The organism is Pseudarthrobacter sp. WHRI 8279, assembly GCF_040224115.2.
Taxonomy (GTDB): Bacteria; Actinomycetota; Actinomycetes; order Actinomycetales; family Micrococcaceae; genus Arthrobacter.
The window spans coordinates 1,644,454-1,664,688 of sequence record NZ_CP168162.1; the positions used below are offsets into that span (position 1 = coordinate 1,644,454).

Annotated in this window: 20 protein-coding genes; 5 read left to right on the forward strand and 15 right to left on the reverse strand. The window is 65.5% G+C overall.

Going from position 1 to position 20,235, the window contains the following annotated elements; genetic code table 11:
- Nucleotides 1-22 precede the first annotated feature (22 nt).
- The 7 genes from nagB to ABRP28_RS07495 all read right to left on the reverse strand — a co-directional run bounded on the left by nagB (nucleotide 23) and on the right by ABRP28_RS07495 (nucleotide 7,538).
- A complete protein-coding gene (nagB, locus tag ABRP28_RS07465; RefSeq protein ID WP_350002644.1) occupies nucleotides 23-805 on the reverse strand; it encodes a glucosamine-6-phosphate deaminase in 783 nt (260 codons plus the stop codon).
- A 22-nt stretch (nucleotides 806-827) separates the two neighbouring features.
- On the reverse strand, nucleotides 828-2,399 hold the full coding sequence (locus tag ABRP28_RS07470) for a transporter (protein WP_350002645.1): 1,572 nt from the start codon (nucleotides 2,397-2,399) through the stop codon (nucleotides 828-830).
- The gene (locus ABRP28_RS07475; protein WP_350002646.1) at nucleotides 2,381-3,274 is read right to left on the reverse strand and encodes an ATP-binding cassette domain-containing protein; all 894 of its coding nucleotides are present in this window, start codon (nucleotides 3,272-3,274) and stop codon (nucleotides 2,381-2,383) included. Before ABRP28_RS07475 ends, ABRP28_RS07470 begins: the two co-directional genes overlap by 19 nt.
- Before the next feature lie 111 nt (nucleotides 3,275-3,385).
- Nucleotides 3,386-3,628 carry a DUF3253 domain-containing protein gene (locus ABRP28_RS07480; protein WP_350002647.1) on the reverse strand — a complete coding sequence of 81 codons (243 nt, stop codon included), beginning with the start codon at nucleotides 3,626-3,628 and terminating at the stop codon, nucleotides 3,386-3,388.
- A 66-nt stretch (nucleotides 3,629-3,694) separates the two neighbouring features.
- Nucleotides 3,695-4,792, reverse strand: a complete 1,098-nt coding sequence (locus ABRP28_RS07485) for an NADH:flavin oxidoreductase/NADH oxidase (protein ID WP_350002648.1) — start codon at nucleotides 4,790-4,792, stop codon at nucleotides 3,695-3,697.
- Nucleotides 4,792-5,781: a tetratricopeptide repeat protein gene (locus ABRP28_RS07490; protein ID WP_350002649.1), complete on the reverse strand. Its 990-nt coding sequence runs from the start codon at nucleotides 5,779-5,781 to the stop codon at nucleotides 4,792-4,794. The genes ABRP28_RS07485 and ABRP28_RS07490 overlap by 1 nt, the downstream gene beginning before the upstream one ends.
- Nucleotides 5,782-5,834: 53 nt before the next feature.
- Nucleotides 5,835-7,538, reverse strand: a complete 1,704-nt coding sequence (locus ABRP28_RS07495) for a hypothetical protein (RefSeq protein WP_350002650.1) — start codon at nucleotides 7,536-7,538, stop codon at nucleotides 5,835-5,837.
- Between the two features lie 191 nt (nucleotides 7,539-7,729).
- Between ABRP28_RS07495 and ABRP28_RS07500 the strand changes: the two genes are divergently transcribed.
- A complete protein-coding gene (locus ABRP28_RS07500) occupies nucleotides 7,730-9,061 on the forward strand; it encodes an AI-2E family transporter (protein WP_374152944.1) in 1,332 nt (443 codons plus the stop codon).
- Between the two features lie 9 nt (nucleotides 9,062-9,070).
- On the opposite strand, the gene ABRP28_RS07505 is transcribed toward ABRP28_RS07500, so the two are convergent.
- Nucleotides 9,071-9,871, reverse strand: coding sequence for an alpha/beta fold hydrolase (locus ABRP28_RS07505; protein WP_350002652.1), 801 nt, complete (start codon nucleotides 9,869-9,871; stop codon nucleotides 9,071-9,073).
- A 42-nt stretch (nucleotides 9,872-9,913) separates the two neighbouring features.
- A complete protein-coding gene (locus ABRP28_RS07510) occupies nucleotides 9,914-10,270 on the reverse strand; it encodes an ATP/GTP-binding protein (protein WP_231455038.1) in 357 nt (118 codons plus the stop codon).
- A 104-nt stretch (nucleotides 10,271-10,374) separates the two neighbouring features.
- On the opposite strand from ABRP28_RS07510, the gene nucS reads away from it, so the two are divergent.
- The 4 genes from nucS (at nucleotide 10,375) to ABRP28_RS07530 (ending at nucleotide 13,024) form a co-directional block, all read left to right on the forward strand.
- A complete protein-coding gene (gene nucS, locus ABRP28_RS07515) occupies nucleotides 10,375-11,070 on the forward strand; it encodes an endonuclease NucS (RefSeq protein WP_231455039.1) in 696 nt (231 codons plus the stop codon).
- Between the two features lie 302 nt (nucleotides 11,071-11,372).
- Nucleotides 11,373-11,576, forward strand: a complete 204-nt coding sequence (locus ABRP28_RS07520) for a cold-shock protein (RefSeq protein WP_011692441.1) — start codon at nucleotides 11,373-11,375, stop codon at nucleotides 11,574-11,576.
- Nucleotides 11,577-11,849: 273 nt separating this feature from the next.
- Nucleotides 11,850-12,173: a helix-turn-helix domain-containing protein gene (locus ABRP28_RS07525; protein WP_374152945.1), complete on the forward strand. Its 324-nt coding sequence runs from the start codon at nucleotides 11,850-11,852 to the stop codon at nucleotides 12,171-12,173.
- Nucleotides 12,170-13,024: an IS3 family transposase gene (locus tag ABRP28_RS07530; protein ID WP_374152946.1), complete on the forward strand. Its 855-nt coding sequence runs from the start codon at nucleotides 12,170-12,172 to the stop codon at nucleotides 13,022-13,024. Before ABRP28_RS07525 ends, ABRP28_RS07530 begins: the two co-directional genes overlap by 4 nt.
- Before the next feature lie 157 nt (nucleotides 13,025-13,181).
- Here ABRP28_RS07530 and ABRP28_RS07535 read toward each other — a convergent pair whose 3' ends face one another.
- The 6 genes from ABRP28_RS07535 to ABRP28_RS07560 form a co-directional block, all read right to left on the reverse strand.
- Nucleotides 13,182-15,764: a phosphatidylglycerol lysyltransferase domain-containing protein gene (locus tag ABRP28_RS07535; RefSeq protein ID WP_350001618.1), complete on the reverse strand. Its 2,583-nt coding sequence runs from the start codon at nucleotides 15,762-15,764 to the stop codon at nucleotides 13,182-13,184.
- Nucleotides 15,761-17,071 carry an alpha/beta hydrolase-fold protein gene (locus ABRP28_RS07540; RefSeq protein ID WP_350001620.1) on the reverse strand — a complete coding sequence of 437 codons (1,311 nt, stop codon included), beginning with the start codon at nucleotides 17,069-17,071 and terminating at the stop codon, nucleotides 15,761-15,763. Before ABRP28_RS07540 ends, ABRP28_RS07535 begins: the two co-directional genes overlap by 4 nt.
- Before the next feature lie 5 nt (nucleotides 17,072-17,076).
- On the reverse strand, nucleotides 17,077-17,508 hold the full coding sequence (locus ABRP28_RS07545; protein ID WP_188727892.1) for a DUF2550 domain-containing protein: 432 nt from the start codon (nucleotides 17,506-17,508) through the stop codon (nucleotides 17,077-17,079).
- 10 nt (nucleotides 17,509-17,518) lie between these two features.
- A complete protein-coding gene (locus tag ABRP28_RS07550; protein ID WP_018760117.1) occupies nucleotides 17,519-17,803 on the reverse strand; it encodes a F0F1 ATP synthase subunit epsilon in 285 nt (94 codons plus the stop codon).
- A gap of 1 nt (nucleotide 17,804) precedes the next feature.
- A complete protein-coding gene (gene atpD / locus ABRP28_RS07555; RefSeq protein ID WP_104184908.1) occupies nucleotides 17,805-19,259 on the reverse strand; it encodes a F0F1 ATP synthase subunit beta in 1,455 nt (484 codons plus the stop codon).
- A gap of 83 nt (nucleotides 19,260-19,342) precedes the next feature.
- Nucleotides 19,343-20,233, reverse strand: a complete 891-nt coding sequence (locus ABRP28_RS07560; protein ID WP_350001622.1) for a F0F1 ATP synthase subunit gamma — start codon at nucleotides 20,231-20,233, stop codon at nucleotides 19,343-19,345.
- Between the last annotated feature and the right edge of the window lie 2 nt (nucleotides 20,234-20,235).

The window sequence follows — 20,235 nt, forward strand, 5'->3', positions numbered from 1 at the left end:
CGTTGGCAGCGGTCGGTGCCCTCTAAATTCCCTGCCAGGCGGGCTTGTTGTCATACGTGTGCCGGTAGAAATCCGCCAGTTTCAGCGCGGACGCTGCGGCCTCGTCCAGCAGGACGGTGGCGTGCGGGTGGAACTGCAGGATCGACGCCGGGCAGATGGCGGCGACGGGACCTTCAACGAATTCGCGGACAGCCTGGGCCTTCTGCGCACCGGTTGCCAGCAGGATGACGTGCCGCGCCTCCATGATGGTCCCGAGTCCCTGCGTCAGGACATGGTGCGGAACGTCCGCCAGGTTGGGGAAGAACCGGGCGTTGTCCCGGCGGGTCTGTTCGATGAGGCTCTTGATGCGGGTCCTGGAAGCGAAGGAGGATCCCGGTTCGTTGAATGCGATGTGGCCGTCCGTTCCGACCCCAAGGATCTGCAGGTCCACCCCGCCGGCAGCAGCGATCGCCTCCTCGTAGGCGCGGCAGGCAGCCGGGATGTCGGCAGCGGCACCGTCCGGCCCGTGGACGTTCTCCGGCCGGATGTTCACCCTGTTGGTGAACTCCCGGCGGACCACTTCCCGGTAGGACTCGGGGTGGCCGGGAGGAAGACCAACGTACTCGTCCAGGGCAAAACCTGAGGCGCGGCTGAAGTCCAGGCCGTCCCGCTCATGGCGGGCCGCCAGCTCATCGTAGACCGGCAGCGGGGACGAACCTGTCGCCAGCCCCAGCACGGCGTCCGGCTTGCTGCGAAGCAGGTCCCCGACGGCGTCGGCGGCGAGCCTGGCAATCTGTTTGCTGCCATTGAGGATGACCACTTCCATGCTGTTTCCTTCCCAAAGCTTTTCAGCGGTTGACGGACACCTGGGCCAGGAGTTCGGGCCCGCGGGCGTCCAGCCATTTTCCGCCCAGCCTGACGCCGGCAACAAACAGGCCCAGGCCCAGGGCTGTCCCGGCTGTGAGGTTGATCCAGCCGAAGAGGCTGTTGCCTGTAACCACCTGGGCAACCAGGAAGCCCACCTGGGGCAGCACCAGGACCATAAGGACCAGCAGCCCTCCAAACTGCACGGCGAGGGTCTGCCCCACGTTGCCGGGCGGTTTTTTGAACGGGCTGTCGCCGGGCAGCGGGACGGCCACGGTGTAGCGGGCCGAGACCACCGAAGACAGTCCCAGCCCGGTGAACAGGATGCCCAGGCTCAGGCCCAGCTGGCCGGGCAGGCCTGCCCAGTCCCCGGTCAGGGCCGAATAGCCAATGGCAAACACCAGCACCACCGGCAGGGCGAAGGCCATACAGGCCAGGGCGCGGCCCAGCCTGTCCGCCACTCCCCTGACACCCGTGGAGAGGTGCAGGGCGAACGCGGTGTTGTCGTAGGACACGTCGGCGGAGATGGACCAGGCGAGGATGAATGCGGACAGCGGGGCAAGGATGCCCAGGCTGGTAAAGTCTCCGCTCTGGCTGCCCTGGAAGGCGAGCACCACGGGAAGCAGGGGGATCACCACGAGCGATCCCGAATACCTCGGGTCCCTAAACCAGTAGGTGAGGGACCTCGCCATCACCGCACCGGCCGGAGTGGCGGGCAGCATACCCAGCAGCCCCAGCCTGCCGCCTTTCCGCTTGCCGCTTCCCGCGTAGGGGGGCGTTACCAGCGCACGTTCCAGCAAGGATTTCCAAGCCCACGCCAACGCAGCCAGGGAGGCAACCGAAACCAGCAGCTTTAGCCCCGCCTGTCCCGGCTGCCCGGCGGCAACATCGCCGCCCAGGGACCACGGTGCGCCAAGCGGGGTCCAGGACAGCGTCCGGGCAAAGCCTGGCAGGAAACCCGAGGAGGCTGAGAGGCCCTGGCCTACTCCTGCCACAATGGGTCCCATCAGTACCAGGGGCACCATGAACGCAATGGCGCTGACGTCCTTGAACCGCCGCGATGCCGCCAGGCTTGCCGTTGCCGTGGTCACCACTTTGGCAAGCACCACGCAGGTCAGCACGCCCAGCACTGCCCCCGCGAGCGCGGCGAGCGCAGGAAGGACACCCCGGGACCAGGTAACCACCGTGGACAGTGCCACCAGCGACGTTGCCACCCCGGGAATGCCTATGAGGCCACCAAGGGCCAGCCCGGCCAGCATCTGCCTCATGGGAATCGCAAAGGTGGTGAACCGTGCGGGATCCAGGGTCATGTCCGTGGCAGAGGCAACCACCGGGACGATGCCCCAGCCCAGGATGGCGGCGGACCCGCCGAGCACCACAGCGGTCTGGGCAAGGTCGTGCGACGCGTTGCGCAGCATCACCAGTGCCATCACCAGCGTTGCCACCATCCCCACTGCGTAGAGCCCGGCGAAGGCCATCCCCACCAGTTGCCACGGGCTGCGCCGCAAACCGTTGCGCAGCAGTGTCAGCTTGAGCCTTAGAAGGTGCGCAACCATTCCAGTCCTTCCGTGTGGCTGCGGCCGCCCACCAGCTGCACGAACCGGTCCTCCAGCGATGCCCCGGCACGCACCTCGTCAACGGTTCCGGCGGCGAGCAGCCGTCCGTTCGCCACCACTGCCACGTGGTCGCACATGCGCTGCACCAGGTCCATGACGTGGCTGGACACAATAACCGTGCCGCCCGAGGCGACGTAGCTGTCCAGGATGGAGCGGATATTGGCCGCGGAAACCGGGTCCACCGCCTCGAAGGGTTCGTCCAGGACCAGCAGCCTGGGTGCGTGGATGAGGGCGGAGGCCAGGGCAACCTTCTTGGTCATGCCCGCCGAGTAGTCCACCACCAGGGTCCCGGCAGCCTCCTGGAGATCCATGGCGGCGAGGAGGTCCGCAACGCGGGTGGCCACCGTTTCCCTGTCCATTCCCCGCAGCAGTCCCGCATAGGTAATGAGCTGTTCGCCGGTGAGCCGGTCGAACAGCCGCACCCCGTCCGGCAGGATGCCCATCAGCCTCTTCGCTTCCAACGGCCGCTGCCAGACGTCCACGCCGTGGACTGCCGCTGTCCCAAAGTCCGGGCGCAGGAGGCCCGTTGCCATGGACAGGGTGGTGGTTTTACCGGCGCCGTTGGGGCCCACAATGCCGTAGAAGGAGCCGGCCGGCACGTCCAGGCTGATGCCGTCCACGGCGATCTTGTCGCCGAAGCGCTTTGCCAGTCCGCGGATGGACAGTGCCGGCACCCGGGGTCCCGCACCGGGGCGCAGCGACGGGGCGGGGGCCAGCGCCGGCGCGGAGTGCAGTGCCGGGTCCGGATGCGGGACCGGGCCTGGCTGTAGTGCCGGGTCAGGTTGCGGGACCGGTTCGGAGTGCGGTGCAGTCATGATGCCAGAGTAGTCCCCGGGTCCCCGCTGCGGGGTCCTCCCGGAGGAGTAGCGAAAAAGGCGTAGGGCCCGCGCTTCCGGTGACGCTGTCCGCGCTATCGCGCCGGGCCCCTAACGGACCTTGCGGATGCGGATGGGTCCCTTGGCGGTGGCAGGATCTACCACCGATCCGCCTTGGGTGACCTGGACCTGGCCTGCGTCAACCAGCCGCCGCGCCGCACTGCGGGCAGGCTCCATGAGGTCACGCCATTCCGCGCCGCCAACGGCGCGGGCGGCCTCCGACGGGCAGATGGTGGACGTGGCGGCCCTTGCGGCCAGGAGTTCCAGGATGGCGGCTTCCAACTGCTGGTCCACCCCGTTCTGCGGTTCCCTTTCAGGGTGTGGCACAGCGCGCCGGTCCCGGTTGGCCGTCATGGGCACTCAGAAGGTGCGCCGCGGAACGGCACGCTCGTATTGCGGCGGCCAGGCAAGGTCATGGCCCAGTTCGAACGCGGCCCGCAGCCACCAGTGCGGGTCGCGCAGGGCAGCCCTCGCGATGAGGACGCCGTCAGCCTGGCCCGTAGCGACGGCGTGCTCAGCCTGCCCCGCCGAGGTCAGCAGGCCCACGGTCCCGGTGGCCACACCGGCTTCCTTCCGGATGGCAGCCGAAAAACCGGTCTGGTAGCCGGGGCCGGCCTTGATCTGCTGATGGGCTACGGCGCCACCGCTGGACACGTCGATGAGGTCCACACCGCGCCCGGCTGCTTGCCGGGCCAGACGAATGGAGGCGGCCAGGTCCACGCCGCCTTCTGCCCAGTCGCTGGCGGAGATCCTCAGGAGCAGCGGCATGGACTCCGGAATGACTGCCCGGACGGCGTCGACCACAGCCAGCATCAGCCGGTTCCTGCCGGCTTCGTCCCCGCCCCAGGAGTCGGTCCGCGTGTTGATCAGCGGGCTCTGGAACTGGTGCAGGAGGTACCCGTGGGCGCCGTGGATCTCAATGGTGTCAAAGCCTGCGTCCACGGCCCGTACCGCCGCATCGGCGAAGTCCCGCACCACGCCTGTGATCTGCTCGGCGCTCATCTCCGCGGGAGCTGCGTACCCCTCGAAGGCCAAAGGTGACGGCCCCACAGTGGTCCAGCCGCCGTCGGACGCCGGAACACTGCCGTGCTTGCCGGAGAACGGCCAGTAAGTGGAAGCTTTCCTGCCGGCATGGGCGAGCTGCACACCGATTTTCGCCTTCGCGGCGCCGTGCCGGTGGACGAAGGAGGTGATCCGTTCCCACGCTTCGGCCTGCGCACCGTTGTGGAGGCCGGCATCGCGGGGGCTGATCCTGCCCTCGGCATTCACTGCGGCGGCTTCGGTCAGGATCAGCGCGGCGCCGCCGGCGGCGAAGGACCCCAAGTGCATCAGGTGCCAGTCGTTGGGGACTCCCGGGGCGTCGTCGGGATCGCAGCTGTACTGGCACATCGGCGATACCCAGCCCCGGTGCTGCAGCTCCAGCGAGCGGAGCCGCAGGGGCTGGAACAGTGCCGTCACTAGAAGAGCACCCTCGCGAGCGCCTGGCGTGCCTTGGCAACCCGCTCGTCCGCGGCACCCACCACATCGAACAGCTCCAGCAGCCGGACCCGGACAGTCTCGCGCTCCGGACCGAAGTTCCTGCCGATGAAGGACACCAGCCGGTTCAACGCATCCTCCACATGGCCGCCGGCCACGTCCAGGTCAGCCACCCCCAGCTGGGCCTCGAGGTTGTCCGGCTCATTGGCCGCGAGGGTGCGCAGGGCTTCGCTGTCCTGGGCGGACAGCGGCTGCAGCCTCGCCATCAGCTCCACCTGGGCCAGTCCGGCCTTGGCCTCATGGTCGGCAGGCATCTCCGTCAGCGCCTGGCGGTAGGCATCTGCCGCGGTGGCATAGTCTCCGGCCTCAATGGCGTCGAACGCTGCCTGGTGCAGCGGCGGCAGGGGCGCCGGAGCGTCCCCTTCCTCCGCAGCGCCGGCCCCCAGGCTCCCGGTGACGCCGTTCGCAGCGGCCACCTTCAGCAGTTCGTCAAAGAGGCTGCGCACCTGCTGCTCATCAGCGCTGCCCTGGAACAGCGGCACGGGCTGGCCCTTGAGGACGGCAACAGCGGTAGGGACGGCCCGTACCTGGAAGGCCTGGGCAAGCTGCGGGAACGCTTCAATGTCCGCGGCGCCAAGGACCAGCCGGCCGCCGTAGCCCGCAACAACCCGTTCCAGGACCTCCAGCACGGCTGCCGATTCCGGCGAGTAGGAGGCCCACAGGGCGAACACCACCGGCACCTGCGCAGAGAGCTCCACGAGCTGCTGGAAGTTGCCCTCGGTGACGTTGACCTTCAGTTCCGCGGCGCCGGCAGCGGCACCCGGCTGGGCGCCCTCCTGCGGCGTGCCGGCACCGGCCGGGGAAGCCGCGGAGGCCGGGCGCTGCTTCAAACTGGAAAGGTCGACGGCGCCGCGCAGGTTAAGCAGGTTGGCAGCGGCAGGAGGGACTGGGCGGGAAGCTGGCGAACTCATGCTTTCCACTCTAGCCACTCCGGCCGCTGCCGGTGCTACTGCCGGGAGGGGGATTACTTGAAGCTGGCCCCCGTCAGGCCGCGGGTTGCGGCCACGAGCTTCATCGGGTCCGTTGATCCTGCCGGCGGCACGTACACGGCCACCGACTCGGCGAAGCTCAGGACCATGCCGGTGGTGGTTTCCTTGCCACCGGCCAGCGCTGCAGCATCGTCACCGATGGTCAGCTTGTCGCCTGCGGCCTTGGGGGTCCCTTCGAGGCCGAAGTTGATCCGGCCCAGGACCAGCGCGCCGCCGTCAGCCGTACGGAAAACAACAGTGCTTTCGGGGACCACCTTGTGGGTGAAGGAGAAGTTGCCGTTCTCGCCGGCTTTCACCACTTCAGCCTGGTAGGAGAGGGTGTCCGCGATGTACGGCGAGGACTCCCCTTCCACCAGCTTGTCCTTGAAAGCGGAATCTTCGGAGGTAAGGCGGTCGGCCAGGCCGGACAGCGCCTCTTCCCCGCTGTAGAGCAGGCCGGTCTTGTCTGCTGGGGCCAGCGTTTCGGTGCCGTCCCGGCTGATTGTGGGGAAAGTGGTCCCGGGCTGGAGCGGGTTGGTTTCCACGAGCTTGTAGTTCTCGCGCGGCGAGGCCTGGACCAGGGTCAGCAGCTGCGGCACTACGTTGCCTTCACCCTGGGTAACGGCCATGACGGACCGCGGCCACTCGCGGTCGCTGGTCACCACGGTGGTTAGGAGCTTGGTGGAACGCACCGGCATGCGCGGCTCGTAGGAGCCCACCTGTGAACGGATCTTGTAGTTCTGTGTGCGGACTTCCAGCTCGGTCCCGCCCACCCGGTCGGCCAGCTTGGCAGCATCCTTTGCGGCGTCCCCTGCATCAACGGCGCTGGAGACCTGCTCCAGGATCCGCCGGAACTGGGCATCCAGCAGGACGGGCGAACCTGCCTCCTGCGCAGCGGGCGACGCCGACGCGGACGGCTCCGGGGAAGGCGCAGGCGAGGTGGCATTTGCGGCCACACCGGTGCCGGCCACAACGGCAGCGGCAACCACGCCGGCGGCAGCCATGGTCACCCGGGAGGACGACTTTGCCTCGCTGCGGGCGCGGGCACGCCGGGCAAAACCGCTGCCCTCGCCGCCGCCTTCACCGTTGCGCCTGCGGGCAGAGAGCAGGGCCAGGACGATTCCGCCGATCACCAGCAGGGAACCAAGGACCATCAGTGGAACAGCCCAGGGGGTGGAGGTGTCGTTCGGGAACGTCATGGAGATGGAGGCAGGCGCGGGCTGGGTTCCGTCCGAAGCCAGCAGCAGCGTCCAGTCGCCGTCAGCCGGCGGGGTCCAGGAGTACTCGAGCTCGCCGCTGGCATTCTCGGTGGAAACCCAGAGGTCCGAGCCGGCAGGGTTCGGTGCGGCGGCCTCGCCGTCGGCGTGCTCAACCTGAAGCGACTTCTCGTCCTCAGAGACGCCGGTGATGGTGTTGTGCGCGGCCTGGCCAACCCACGCCTCGACGTCGTCGGGCCTGCCGGCGGCCAGCATAAAGTTGCCGTCGCCCTCGATGTCGATCTTGACTGTCCCGCCATGAAGGGTCCGCAGGTTCTGGTCGATCAGGGTGATCGGCGCCCCGGCAACATCGGCCGGCGCGGAAGCCGTAAAGGTCTCGGAGGGGGCCCAGATGGTCCTCTGGCCGATGCCGGCCAAAAGTGTCAGGAGGCCGAGCAGCACGAGTGCGACTGCAGTCTTTAAACGCAAGGGAACACCTATCATCAGCGGGGGTTTAGTTTCAATAGTATCCGTTTTGTTATCGCGAGCCCGGATCGGGGCATCCGGCAGGAGCGCCAGCAGGCCGCTGAACAGGCACTTCAGCTGTTGTTGACAAGGCTGCTGATAGTGTTTGCGATGATCATCACACCGGCCCGCGCATGCGGTGCCATGTACGGAACAGGCCCCCAAAACCAGTGACTGACAAGACGGACGAATCCTCCGCGGCACCAGAGAATCCGGGGGGTACGCAGCCGCCGGCAGCAGTTCCCAACGGTCCTGGGAAAGGCCCTGGAAAAGGTCCTGGAACTGCCCGCCGGAAGAGGCCGGCCGCGGCCGCGCTCGGGATGCTGGCACAGCGGCTCCGCCAGCCCCTGCCGGGAGCCCAGCCACGGCTCCGGTTCGAGATGCCGCCGGAGTACACGCGGCAGGACGGGGATGCCGGCGGGGACAGCGAGGTGCAGCCGCAGTTCGGCAGTCCCGGACCCCGGATTTCGCCGCAGCATCCGCTGTACCTGGGCTTCATGGGAACCGTGGGCGTTGGACTTGCGCTGCTGGTCTACTGGATCGGGTCCAACACCACCCAACTGCTCCTGTGGATCGTTGCGGCGCTCTTCATCGCGCTGGGGCTGGAACCTGTCGTCAGCTGGCTGGAAGGCCGGAAGATCCCCCGCCCCGCCGGGATCCTGGTATCCGTCACGGTGCTTATCAGCGCCGTCGTCGGCTTTTTCGCCACCCTTATCCCCACCATCGTGGAACAGGTCACGCAGATCGTCGAGCAGGCGCCGGTGTGGATCCGGGACTTCATCGACTCGGAGTTCTTCCGCAGCCTGGACGACCAGTTCGGTGTCCGTGACAGGGTCACGGAAGAGCTGGACAAGTTCGTCAACGACCCCGCCGCCATGGGGGGAATCTTTGGCGGCGTTGTCGGTTTTGGCTCCACCGTGGCCAACGGCCTTTTCGGCACCCTGATCGTCCTGGTGCTGAGCCTGTACTTCCTTGCCGCCCTGCCCGCGATGAAGAAGTGGGGCTACCGGCTTGCGCCGCGGTCCCGGCGCCACCGGGTGGAGGCCCTGTCCGAGGAAATCACCCGCTCGGTGGGCAACTACGTCATCGGACAGGCGGTGGTGGCCCTCCTGAACGCCACCTTTGCCTTCATCGTGATGTCAATCGTGGGAATTCCCTTCGCGCTGCTGCTGGCCTTCGTGGTGGCGCTGCTCGCGTTCATTCCGCTGGTGGGCGGCATGATTGCCGGGATCGTGGTGCTGCTGGTCTCGCTCACCGAGGGCTGGCAGACCGCCGCCATCTACGGAATCTGCTACTTCTCCTACCTGCAGTTCGAGGCCTACTTCATCTCCCCCCGCATCATGCAGAAGGCCGTTGCGGTTCCCGGCGCCGTGGCTGTTATCTCCGTCATCGCCGGCGGCAGCCTGCTGGGTGTGCTCGGCGCCCTCATCGCCATTCCCACGGCGGCTGCCGTCCTATTGCTGGTCAGGGAGATCTACATCGTCCGCCAGGACCAGCACTAGCCCGGCTCCTTAGGCGGAGGCCGTAGCCACAGGCCCGTCCCACTCCTGCGGCAGCCCCGCAGCGCCAGATCCTGCCTCACTGACTTCGTCCACGATTTCGTTGAGGACCCTGGCCGCATACTTCTCGCCCACCCACAGGTGCTTGGCGCCGTCCACGCCCACCACGCGGGCCTGCGGCACCAGGCTGAAGCGTTCGGCCGCCTCTGCAGGCTTGAGAAAGTCGTCGTGCTCAGGAACCAGTACCGTCAGCGGCTTGCCTGAGGAGGCCCACTGGAGCAGGTCCTTGTCAGTGGCCCGGTGCAGCGGAGGCGAAAGCAGGACCGCTCCCTCCACCTGGGACGCCACCGGTTCCACGGCTCCGTACATCAGGGCAAGTTCCGTGCCAAAGGACCATCCCACCAGCCAGCGGTTGGGCAGGCCCCGTTCGACGGCGAAGCGGACCGCCGCCTCCATGTCGTGGCGTTCCCCGACGCCTTCCTCGAAGGCCCCGCTGCTGGTTCCGTGCGGGGACGCGGTTCCGCGGGTATTGAACCGCAGCACTGCGATGCCGGCGAGCGCCGGCAGCCGGTAGGAAGCCTTGCGGTAGACATGCGAGTCCATGAAGCCGCCGTGCGTTGGAAGAGGATGCAGGGTGATCAGGGTGGCCTTTACGGGCCCGGATTCCGGCAGCGCCAGCTCGGCCACCAGGGTGTGGCCGTCTTCCGTTTCCAGCTGCACCAGTTCACGTTTCGCGGGCAGCACGGTGGAGGCACGGATAGGAGTGGGGCCAGGGCCCTGGCGGAATTCGTACGACGCCGGATCAAAACTCATGCCTGCCAGCTTAGCGACAGCGGGCGCATCTTTGCCTGCCCGTCAGCGGTAGCGGTAACTGCGCGACATCCAGCAGTTGGTGTGCCAGTGCCGGCGCTCAGCCAGTCCGGCGGCGGCGCCGAACAGGTGGTCGTCCTTCCAAACCACCAGGTGGGCCACACCGGGCTGCACGGCGGTGGAACACTCGGGGCAGATATACGTCTTCTCCGCGTTCCTGGCGGTCATGGTGCGGACCATCCACTCGCCGTCGGGGGCGCTCTCCCGCCGGGCAATCCCGGCACGCGCACGTTCGAGGTCAAGCTCGGGAACCTCCCGGCTGCCCTTCCTTCCAGCACCCGCCTTTCCGGACACGGAACCCTTCCCGGACACGGGACGGCGGGGTCGGTTGGAGCGCGGCATGCATCCATTCTGCCCCAGCCGCCGCGCGGTTTCCTGCGGGCAGCCCCCGCGGGATGGGACACCGCCTGCCACCGGCGTGCGCGGCAGACGGTAGTCTGTACGGCGTGCGACTTGTCATAGCCCGATGCTCCGTTGATTATGTTGGCCGGCTCAAAGCCCACCTCCCCCTTGCCACCAGGCTCCTGCTGGTGAAGGCCGACGGTTCCGTCCTGGTCCATTCAGATGGCGGTTCCTACAAGCCGCTTAACTGGATGAGCCCCCCGGCAACCCTCCGGGTTGCCTCGCCGGAGGACGTGGACCTTGAACTGGGTGTGATGGAGCAGTGGACCGTCCAGTCGGCCAAGACTGACGACCGCCTGATCATCAACATCCATGAAAAACTCGATGAGTCATCCCACGACCTCGGCGTGGACCCCGGCCTGATCAAGGATGGCGTGGAGGCAGACCTGCAGCGGCTGCTGGCAGAACAGATTGAAACACTGGGGACGGGCTACTCCCTCATCCGCCGTGAATACTTCACCGCCATCGGGCCGGTGGATATCCTGGCGCGTGATGCCGAGGGAGCCACGGTGGCCATTGAGCTGAAACGGCGCGGCGATATCGACGGCGTCGAGCAACTGACGCGCTACCTGGAACTGCTTAACCGCGACCCGCTGCTGGCCCCGGTCCGCGGAATTTTCGCAGCCCAGCAAATCAAGCCGCAGGCCAAGGTTCTTGCCAATGACCGGGGCATCGATTGCGTCACCTTGGATTACGACGCCATGCGGGGCGTTGACGACAGCGAATCCCGCCTTTTCTGACGGTGGCCCTTGGCGGTCCGTGGACGGTTAAACCTGCTCCTGACGTGCGCATTCACCTCCTCTTTGCCCAAAATTTCTCCGTTTTGAAGCCAAAACCGTTGACCTGCGGGAACGGGCATGAAATTCTTATCTCAGTCTTTGTGTAGGTGTTTTTTCATGCTCGCAAGACAAGTTGCGAGCGCGAAGCTCCTGCACCGCCGGTTCCCTTTCCGGGGACGGCTAACCAGGATTCTTCTCGCGGAGTGACCAAGGCCGGCACGAGGTGTGCCGATCTTAAAAAGTTCCACAATGAGGAGAAATAAATGGCACAGGGAACCGTCAAGTGGTTCAACGCTGAAAAGGGCTTCGGCTTCATTACCCCGGATGATTCGGATGGGGACGTCTTCGTCCACTACTCCGAAATCCAGACCGGCGGCTTCAAGACCCTCGATGAGAACCAGCGCGTTCAGTTCGAAATCGGCCAGGGCGCAAAGGGTCCGCAGGCTACCGGCGTAACGCTGGTCTAGTCTTCGCCCGCCGCCGCACCTGCGGCCGGCAGCGAAAAGGGCCCCGCCTTGTGAACTGCTCCCCGGAAGTTGGACTGAGAAATTCAGTTCTGACTTCCGGGGAGCAGTTCTTTGCGTGTAGATAGTTCGTTGTCCGCGGCTCAGCGTGAGGCGGCTGTAGCGTGGTTTGAGAAAGGCCTTGCAGATAAGGCGACAGCTAATTTGTTGGGCGTGTCTAATTGGCCGGTCAAGAGGCTGTATCGGCGGTGGAGGATTCATGGCCAAGGAGCGCTGGTGACCAAGCCGACAAAACAGTCATACTCTTTCGAATTCAAGCTCGCTTTGGTCGAACGGTTCCGCGCCGGCGAGACTGCCCCTGATTTGGTAGCAGAAGCTGGCCTGTCCTCTCCGGTCCTACTGAGAACGTGGGTACGCGCCTATCGTCTTGAGGGCCCGGACTCCTTGCGACCAAAACCAAAAGGCCGACCGCGGAAGCCAGACACCCCGCCGGTTGAACCATCCGAGCTGGAGCGGCTGCGCCGTGAGAACGAGCGTTTGCGGGCAGAAGTGGCCTATCTGGGAAAATTGCGGGCCTTGAGGGCTCAAGAACAACGGTGAAGGTCCAGGCCCTCACCGCCCTCAAGGCTGACTTCCCGCTTTCTGTTCTGCTGCAAGTGTCGGGTCTTGCCCGATCGACATTCTTCTATCACCAGTCACGACTCCAGGCTCCAGACCCCCAAGAGGCCCTCAAGGCCACAGTCTCGGAGATCTTCACGACGAACCACGGCCGGTACGGGCACCGCCGTGTCCACACGGAACTGCTCAAGCAGGGCTGGATACTCGCGAAGAAGACCGTGCTGAAGCTGATGCGCACACTCGGGCTGGCCTGCAAGGTCCGGCGGAGGAAGCGCTACAACTCCTATCAAGGCGAACAAGGCACTGCCGCGCCTAACCTGCTGAACCGGGAGTTCGAGGCCACCGCCCCGAATCAGAAGTGGGTCACGGACGTGACCGAATTCAGCGTCGGCGACCGGAAGCTCTACTTTTCACCGGTCATGGACCTCTTTGACCGGCAGATCATCGCCCATTCGATTAGCCCGTCCCCGAACCTTACACTCACCAACTCTTCGCTCAAGCAAGCCCTCGCCTGCCTGGAACCCGGTCAACAGCCGATCGTGCATTCAGACCAGGGCTTCCAGTACCGTCACGCCTCATGGAAATCGCTCCTCAAGGACGCCGGCGCAGCCCAATCCATGTCCCGCAAGGGAAACTGCTACGACAACGCCGTGATGGAAAACTTCTTCGGCCACCTCAAGGAAGAGATGTTCCACCACGTTCGGTTCATCAGCACCGACGCACTGACCGCAAACCTAAACGAGTACATCCGCTGGTACAACAACGACCGGATCTCGACAAAGCTCGAGGGCCTGAGCCCGGTGCAATACCGAGCCCAGGCCCTCGCGGCTTAGGATCTTACTTGGCCAGTCCAACTATCGGGGACCAGTTCATTCATGCCGGGGCCATTTTTTATGCCGCTTTACAGTCGCACAAATTCAAAACACAGCGCGTTGGGATTCCGGCCGCCCCCATAAACGGCGGGAAATTCGTCAAAAACTGCGCCGATATTCACTTCACCAAACTGCGCACCAGGCGGGCGCCCTGCGCAAGCGAAAGTCCGGGAAGGTAGGCACGGGTCAGCGCGCGGCCAATGGCCGGCAGGTGCAGCGAGTCCTGGTAGTAAAGGTACAGCGCGCGGTACTCGGGCTTGAACCTGGATTTGAACGCCGCCAGGGACCGGAAGCCGTAGACAGGTTCGAGCGCATGCCCCACCAGGTCCAGGATCTTTACCAGGTTCTCCGGCCCCGGCTGCCCCTCCTCCCCGCCACCCGGGTTCCCGGCAGCACCGTTCCCAAGGGAACCTTCCTGACCTACGGGAACCTTCGCCAGCGGAGAACCGGACAGGGAGATGACCTCCACGGAGCCGCGCAGCTCCAGGACCGCAGAGGCGATGAGGAATTCCATTACCCCGGGAAATCCTTCGGCGCCACGGCGCATGACGTCCAGCGTCCGGCTGACCAGCCGCCCGCCGTCGTACACGGGAAGCCAGCTGGTCACGCCGTGGACGGTTCCGTTGCCGTCCACGGCGAGGCAGCACAGCACCTCCTCGTCCTCAAGCTCGTCCACGCCGCCCAACGTGAAGCCCATCTCAGGGACAGACTTTCCTGCCGCCCATTCCTCGGACACCTCGCTCAACCTGGACCGGAGCGCCGCCGGCAGCGAGTGGTACGGCCCCCAGACGGCACGCACGCCCAGCTTGGCGGCCCGGTTCAGCGCTGTCCGGACGTTCTGCCATTCCTTTCCCTTGAACTCGAGCTCGCGGATCGGCAACCGTGTTTCCTGGGCAACGGCTACCCGGGCGAACCCCTGTTCCTGCAGGGCCGGCCACAGTGTGTCATCACACGAGTACAGCGCCGGAATCAGCGCGTGGCTCCGGCAGTAGGCCAGGAATTCCCCGGTGACACGCTGCTGTGCCTCCTTGGGTCCGAAGGCTCCCCCGAGGGTGAGGGCAACGCTCCCGTGCTGCTGGAAGGCGACCGCACCCTTGCCGTCGGGGCTGAACCAGTAGGTGTTGGGTTCCCACAGCGCCATCCACGAGAGCGGGCCGCCACCCTGATGCAGCAGCGACCGGGCCCTCTCCCTGTCCTCCACGCCGGAATCGGTGCCATGGGCCTTGCCCAACAGCACCCACCACACTGCCGCCAGCGCGATGACCCAGAACACCGGTCCGGAATAGGCAAAGAGAACGGACTCCAGGACGTTGCGGTCCGCAAAAATGCCGCGGTAGTGCTGCGGGATGGGAATGGGGACGTACTGCCTGGCCAGCTCGGCCAGCAGTCCCAGCAACCCGCCGTCGCGCTCCAGCCCTCCTGACCAGAACCAGGCCAGCGCGTAGGAGCCGGCCAGGGCAAGCCATGTTCCTCCCGCCACCACGGCAAGCAGGCGGCGCGCGGACGGCGCTGTCTGCACCCGGAACTGCCGCCGGTTCAGCCACAAGACCAGGGCAAGCAGCAGCGGCACCACCACAAGGGGAAGGACGTGGGCAAACGCGGAACCCATTGGTCCGGCATTGGGAACCTGGCCCCTCGAGGTCAGCAGGGCGAAGAGGGCAAGGTAGACGGCGGCCATGGCCGTTACTGCCAGCTGGATGCCGATGGCGATGTTCAGGGCAAGGCGCCGGCCGCGGCGCATGCCGTCCGCACAGATCAGCAGCAGGGCCACCGGGACCACCGCCAGGGCCAGCCCGACCGGGCCGGCAAAACCGGCCCGGCCCGCTTCCAGGCAGGAAGCCTGCACCGTGTCGCCGCAGTTGAACGCCAGCTGGCCCAGCGTTGGGAGCGGATTCAGGACCACGTCGCGCAGAAGGGCCAGCGGACCCGTGGGCGCCCTGGCGACGCCCGTCAGGATCGGCCCCACGGCAAACACGGCGACGGTAAGGGCCAGGAGGTTCCTTGTTTCCCGCCCCGTTGAACGGTGCCGGTGCAGCTGGCCGTGGTCCCCTTGGATCCACCACCCCGCCAGAAGCCCCAGCACGGCTCCCAGGAATCCGATAACAGTTTCAGCGTGCCCCACGTACAGGACCAGCAGGAGCGAGATGGACAGCACTGCCGTCCGCAGCCGGCGCTGCCACAGGACCGGCAGCCGCGCGCTTGCCGCCATGCCCGCCGTCAGCAGCGGGGCATACGGGCCCACCAGGACATCATCGGCCATCTGGTCCAACCAGCCGTCACCGACATATCCGGCTACCTGGGTCACCAGCAGGAACAGCGTGACGGCGGAAAACTGGCCGCCCAGCACCAGCGCAACGGCCGCACGGGTTCCCAGCCTGCGCTCCGCGGGACCCAGCAGCACAACGATCATCAGGGCAGCCGCCAGGTAGGCAGCCGGATTCGTAGCGAAGAACATGCTGGTGAAGAGGGACCACCAGTTACCGTCCCGGAGCCCGGGACCGCTGACGCCCGCAAGCCCCATCAGCTGTTCGGGTGGCCCCGCCACGAAGCTCCCGGTCACTGCCGCTGTGGCCAGGAAGAGTCCGAGCATCCCCAATGTGAAGGGAGCCGACTTCAGCGCAGCCGTTGCATCCCTAAGGGCGGGCAACGCCACCGTGGACCAGGCAAGGCGGGCAGTCCGCACCTGCTTATCCGCGGTCACCCGTACAGTCCCCACCGCTGGGCCAGGAAATCGAGTGCGTCCGCAATACGCTTCGACGACGTATCCCAGGAGTGGCCGGTGCTTTCCACCTCGTAGGAGCGCACCGTAAACCCGGCCTCCTCCGCCGCTGCGGCCACGGTACGGAGGTATCCGACGAATTCGGGATCGTCCTGCCCGGCGGTCAGGTAGAGTCCGCTGCCTTCAAAGCGTTGCCGCTCCATGATGGCCAGCGGTGTTTGGCGGATGAAAGACTCAGAATCTCCGGGGAAAGATGCCTCGATGGTCTTGTGGCGCTCCTTGGCAATCGCCGGCTCCGCCTCGCCGGAGAAGGACAAAACGGAGGGGAAGAGGTCCGGATGCCGGGTGCCCAGCTGCAGCGCGCAGGTACCGCCGAAGGAAAATCCGCCGGCAGCCCACTTGCGGTGGTCTGTTTCGACGGCGAGCGTGGACTTTATCCAGTGCGGAACGTCCTGCGAGAGGTAGGTGTCCGCGCGTGCGATCCGGCTGTCCATGCACATGGTGTTGGCGGACTGTGATCCGTTGGGGTCTGGCACCACCACCACGGGCGCGACTCCCCCATGCGCGGCGGCATAGGAGTCCAGGTGGGACTGGAGCTGGCCTCCGGTCAGCCAGTCTGCCGGACCGCCCGGCTGCCCTGCCACGAGCACCAGCACCGGGAGGGCGGGACGGTTCTGCGCAAAGTAGGCGGGCGGGAGGTAGATGTAGGCTTCCCGGGTATCCATTCCGGAAACGTCCCCCGGGATAACGTGCCGTCGCAGGGCTCCCCCGGCAGGCATCTCCCCCTGCGGTGCCCATCCCTGAAGCTGGACGCCGTCGGACTCCCCGGGCTGGCGCATCAGCTCCTGCTCCAGGACGGGGATCCGGGCCAGCGCCGTGCCGAAGAGGTCGCTGACGGTGCGGTTGAGCCCATAGTAGGCATTGATCTGCACGCCACAGAGAACCGCCACCAGAAGTGCCGCTGCAAGGCCGGTGGCGCGGCTTCGCCACCTGCCGCGGGGCAGCCGCAGGACCAGGAGGATGAGCGCAGCTGCGCCAGCCGCCACCCAGAGCAGCACAGCATCCGGGATGTTCGCGGGGAAGACCGAGAAGACGTTGATGAGGGCCCAGTGCACGGCGCCGACCAGCACCAGCGCCGCGGCCGCGGCAGCCAGGATCCGGTACAGCCATGGGCGGGGGCGAATGCCGGCAGGGGGCACCAGGAGGTAGATGGCCCCGGCGAGGCCCAGGACAAGGGAAACCCAGTAGGCCGACCCGTCCACGAGCCGGACATCGAAGAGCCAGTCCACGCCGGCTAGCGCCAGGTGCCGACGCCGATGACCGGACCGGCCTCCAGCCAGGACGAGAGGCCGGTGTAGGCGTCGAATTTCATGGCGAGGCGCAGGTCCTTGCCTTCATAGCGCAGTTCCACAATCACGACGTCGGGCTGAACCTTCACGGCCTCGGCCTCCGTGGGTTTGCGGCGGCCCAGCAGTTCAAGGCTGTGGCGCTTGAACTTGTGTTTGGGCCGGACGCTTAAAGAGATCAGGCGGAACCACTCGAGGTCGTTGTCCTGATAACGACAAACCCCCATCTGCCAGCTGTTTCCAGCCATGCAAATGGAGGCGTCCACCGTGCCGAGGGCACGCCGCAGGTTGAAGCGGCGCACCCCCGAAAGGCACAGTGCAAAGATCAGCAATCCGAAAGCGATTGCCATGGCGATGAACGGAAGACTCGAAGCGTCCATCAAGGTGATGCTAGCGGATCCCAGCGGTAGCCGAGCCGCCCAGCTGGGCGTTGTCAGCAACGATGACCACCCGGTTGTTGTCCACGGAGAAGAACCCGCCGTCGACGTCTACCGCGATACGGTCTCCCGATACCGGCTGGATCGCCAGTTCACCCTCGGCCAGGATCGCCAGCAGGGGCGAGTGGCCGGGCAGGATTCCGATTTCACCATCGCTGGTGCGGGCCTTGACCATCTTGGCCGCTCCGGACCACACGAAGTGGTCCGCTGCGACAATCTCAACCTCAAGCTCAGCCATATTACTTGGTCTGTTCCTGGATCTTGGCCCACTGGCGCTCGACGTCGTCGAGACCGCCGACGTTGAAGAACGCCTGCTCAGCGATGTGGTCAAGGTCGCCGTCGCAGATCGCGGTGAAGCCTTCAACGGTGTCCTTGATGGAAACCGTGGAGCCCTCAACGCCGGTGAACTGCTTGGCGGTGTAGGTGTTCTGGGACAGGAACTGCTGGATGCGGCGTGCACGCGACACGACGATCTTGTCCTCTTCGGAGAGTTCATCCACACCGAGGATCGCGATGATGTCCTGGAGTTCCTTGTTCTTCTGCAAGATCTGCTTCACGCGGACAGCCGTGTTGTAGTGGTCCTTGCCGATGTACTGGGGATCCAGGATGCGGGAGGTCGACGTCAGCGGGTCAACGGCCGGGTACAGACCACGGGAGGCGATCTCACGGGAAAGTTCCGTGGTCGCGTCGAGGTGTGCGAAGGTCGTTGCCGGAGCCGGGTCGGTGTAGTCATCTGCGGGAACGTAGATGGCCTGCATCGAGGTGATGGAGTGGCCCTTGGTGGACGTGATGCGCTCCTGCAGGAGGCCCATTTCGTCTGCCAGGTTGGGCTGGTAGCCCACAGCGGACGGCATGCGGCCGAGGAGGGTGGAAACCTCGGAACCTGCCTGGGTGAAGCGGAAGATGTTGTCGATGAACAACAGCACGTCCTGGTTCTGCACATCGCGGAAGTACTCCGCCATGGTCAGTGCGGACAGTGCCACGCGCAGACGCGTTCCCGGCGGCTCATCCATCTGGCCGAATACAAGGGCGGTGTCCTTGAGGACGCCTGCCTCTTCCATTTCAACCCAGAGGTCGTTACCTTCACGGGTACGCTCGCCAACACCGGCGAATACCGAAGTACCACCGAAGTTGCGTGCCACGCGGGTGATCATTTCCTGGATCAGAACGGTCTTGCCCACGCCGGCGCCACCGAACAGGCCGATCTTTCCACCCTTGATGTACGGGGTGAGGAGGTCGATGACCTTGATGCCGGTTTCCAGCATCTCGGTTGAGCCTTCGAGCGAGGCGAAGTTCGGAGCCTTGCGGTGGATCGGCCAGCGTTCGCTGATGTCCAGTTCCGATTCTGCAACGTCCAGGGGCTGGCCCAGCACGTTGAAGATGTGGCCCTTGACGCCGTCGCCAACGGGTACGGAGATGGGGGCACCGGTGTCCACTACGTTGGTTCCGCGGACCAGTCCGTCGGTAGCCTGCAGGGAGATGGCGCGAATGAGGTTGTCGCCCAGGTGCAGGGCGGTCTCGAACGTGATGGTCTTGGTTACACCGTTGAGAGTAATCTCAGTGGTGAGGGCATTGTAGATGGACGGGATTGCGTCGGCCGGGAATTCGACGTCGACAACCGGGCCGATTACGCGCGCAATGCGGCCGGTGGCACCGGACGTTGCGGCTACGTGTTCGGTAGCAGTGGCAGTCATCTCTCTCACTTCACTCAGTAGATGGCGTGGGTTTAAGTTTATATGTGGTGTTGCAGGTCCAGCGGAATCCGGTCTGCTGCAGGCTAGGACGCGAGGGCGTCGGCGCCGGCAACAATCTCGGAAAGCTCCTGCGTAATTTCAGCCTGGCGGGCCGTGTTGCGCAGACGCGTGTACTTCTTGATGAGGTCCGTGGCGTTGTCGCCGGCGGACTTCATGGCCCGCTGGCGTGCAGCAAGCTCAGAAGCTGCTGCCTGCAGCATGGCCGCGAAGATGCGTGACTCGATGTAGCGCGGCAGCAGGGCGTCAAGAACGCGCTCCGTTTCCGGCTCAAACTCGTACAGCGGCAACAGGTCCGATTCAGAAGCTGCCTGCTCTTCCACTACTTCCAGGGGAAGCAGTCGGATGACCGTGGGCTCCTGGGTGACCATGGACTTGAAGCGGGTGTAAACCACGTGGATTTCGTCCACGCCGCCCTCTTCGAAGTCGGTTGCGAACTCGGCCAGCAGTGCCTCGCCAATTTCGCGCGCGGTGCTGAACTCAGGCGAATCCGTCCCTCCGGTCCAAACCCGTGCATACTCACGGTTCCGGAAATCGAAGTAGGCCTGGGCCTTACGTCCAACGACGTAAGTCTTGACTTCCTTGCCTTCTTCGTGGAGCAGCTCGATGAGACCTTCCGCCTGCTTGAGCACGCTGGCCGAGTAGGAACCTGCCAGTCCACGGTCCGCGGTAATTACCAGGACGGCGGCACGGCGGATCTGCTCCGGCTCAGTGGTCAGCGGGTGGTCGATTTCGCTTTGGCTTGCGACAGCAGAAACGGCGCGCGTGATCGCGTTCGCGTAAGGCAGTGAAGCTGCTACGCGCGCACGGGCCTTGCCGATGCGCGAGGTAGCGATCAGTTCCATCGCCTTGAAGATCTTGCGCATCGACGTGGTCGAGCTGATCTTCTGGCGGTAGACCCGAATCTGGGCTCCCATAC

Excerpts from the sequence above, each read along its gene's own strand:
- ABRP28_RS07560 (WP_350001622.1), bottom strand. The coding sequence starts at position 20,233 with ATGGGAGCCCAGATTCGGGTCTACCGCCAGAAGATCAGCTCGACCACG.
- ABRP28_RS07510 (WP_231455038.1), bottom strand. The coding sequence starts at position 10,270 with ATGCCGCGCTCCAACCGACCCCGCCGTCCCGTGTCCGGGAAGGGTTCC.
- ABRP28_RS07470 (WP_350002645.1), bottom strand. The coding sequence starts at position 2,399 with ATGGTTGCGCACCTTCTAAGGCTCAAGCTGACACTGCTGCGCAACGGT.
- ABRP28_RS07490 (WP_350002649.1), bottom strand. The coding sequence starts at position 5,781 with ATGAGTTCGCCAGCTTCCCGCCCAGTCCCTCCTGCCGCTGCCAACCTG.
- nagB (WP_350002644.1), bottom strand. The coding sequence starts at position 805 with ATGGAAGTGGTCATCCTCAATGGCAGCAAACAGATTGCCAGGCTCGCC.
- ABRP28_RS07505 (WP_350002652.1), bottom strand. The coding sequence starts at position 9,871 with ATGAGTTTTGATCCGGCGTCGTACGAATTCCGCCAGGGCCCTGGCCCC.
- ABRP28_RS07475 (WP_350002646.1), bottom strand. The coding sequence starts at position 3,274 with ATGACTGCACCGCACTCCGAACCGGTCCCGCAACCTGACCCGGCACTA.
- ABRP28_RS07550 (WP_018760117.1), bottom strand. The coding sequence starts at position 17,803 with ATGGCTGAGCTTGAGGTTGAGATTGTCGCAGCGGACCACTTCGTGTGG.
- atpD (WP_104184908.1), bottom strand. The coding sequence starts at position 19,259 with ATGACTGCCACTGCTACCGAACACGTAGCCGCAACGTCCGGTGCCACC.
- ABRP28_RS07495 (WP_350002650.1), bottom strand. The coding sequence starts at position 7,538 with ATGATAGGTGTTCCCTTGCGTTTAAAGACTGCAGTCGCACTCGTGCTG.
- ABRP28_RS07520 (WP_011692441.1), top strand. The coding sequence starts at position 11,373 with ATGGCACAGGGAACCGTCAAGTGGTTCAACGCTGAAAAGGGCTTCGGC.
- ABRP28_RS07545 (WP_188727892.1), bottom strand. The coding sequence starts at position 17,508 with ATGGACGCTTCGAGTCTTCCGTTCATCGCCATGGCAATCGCTTTCGGA.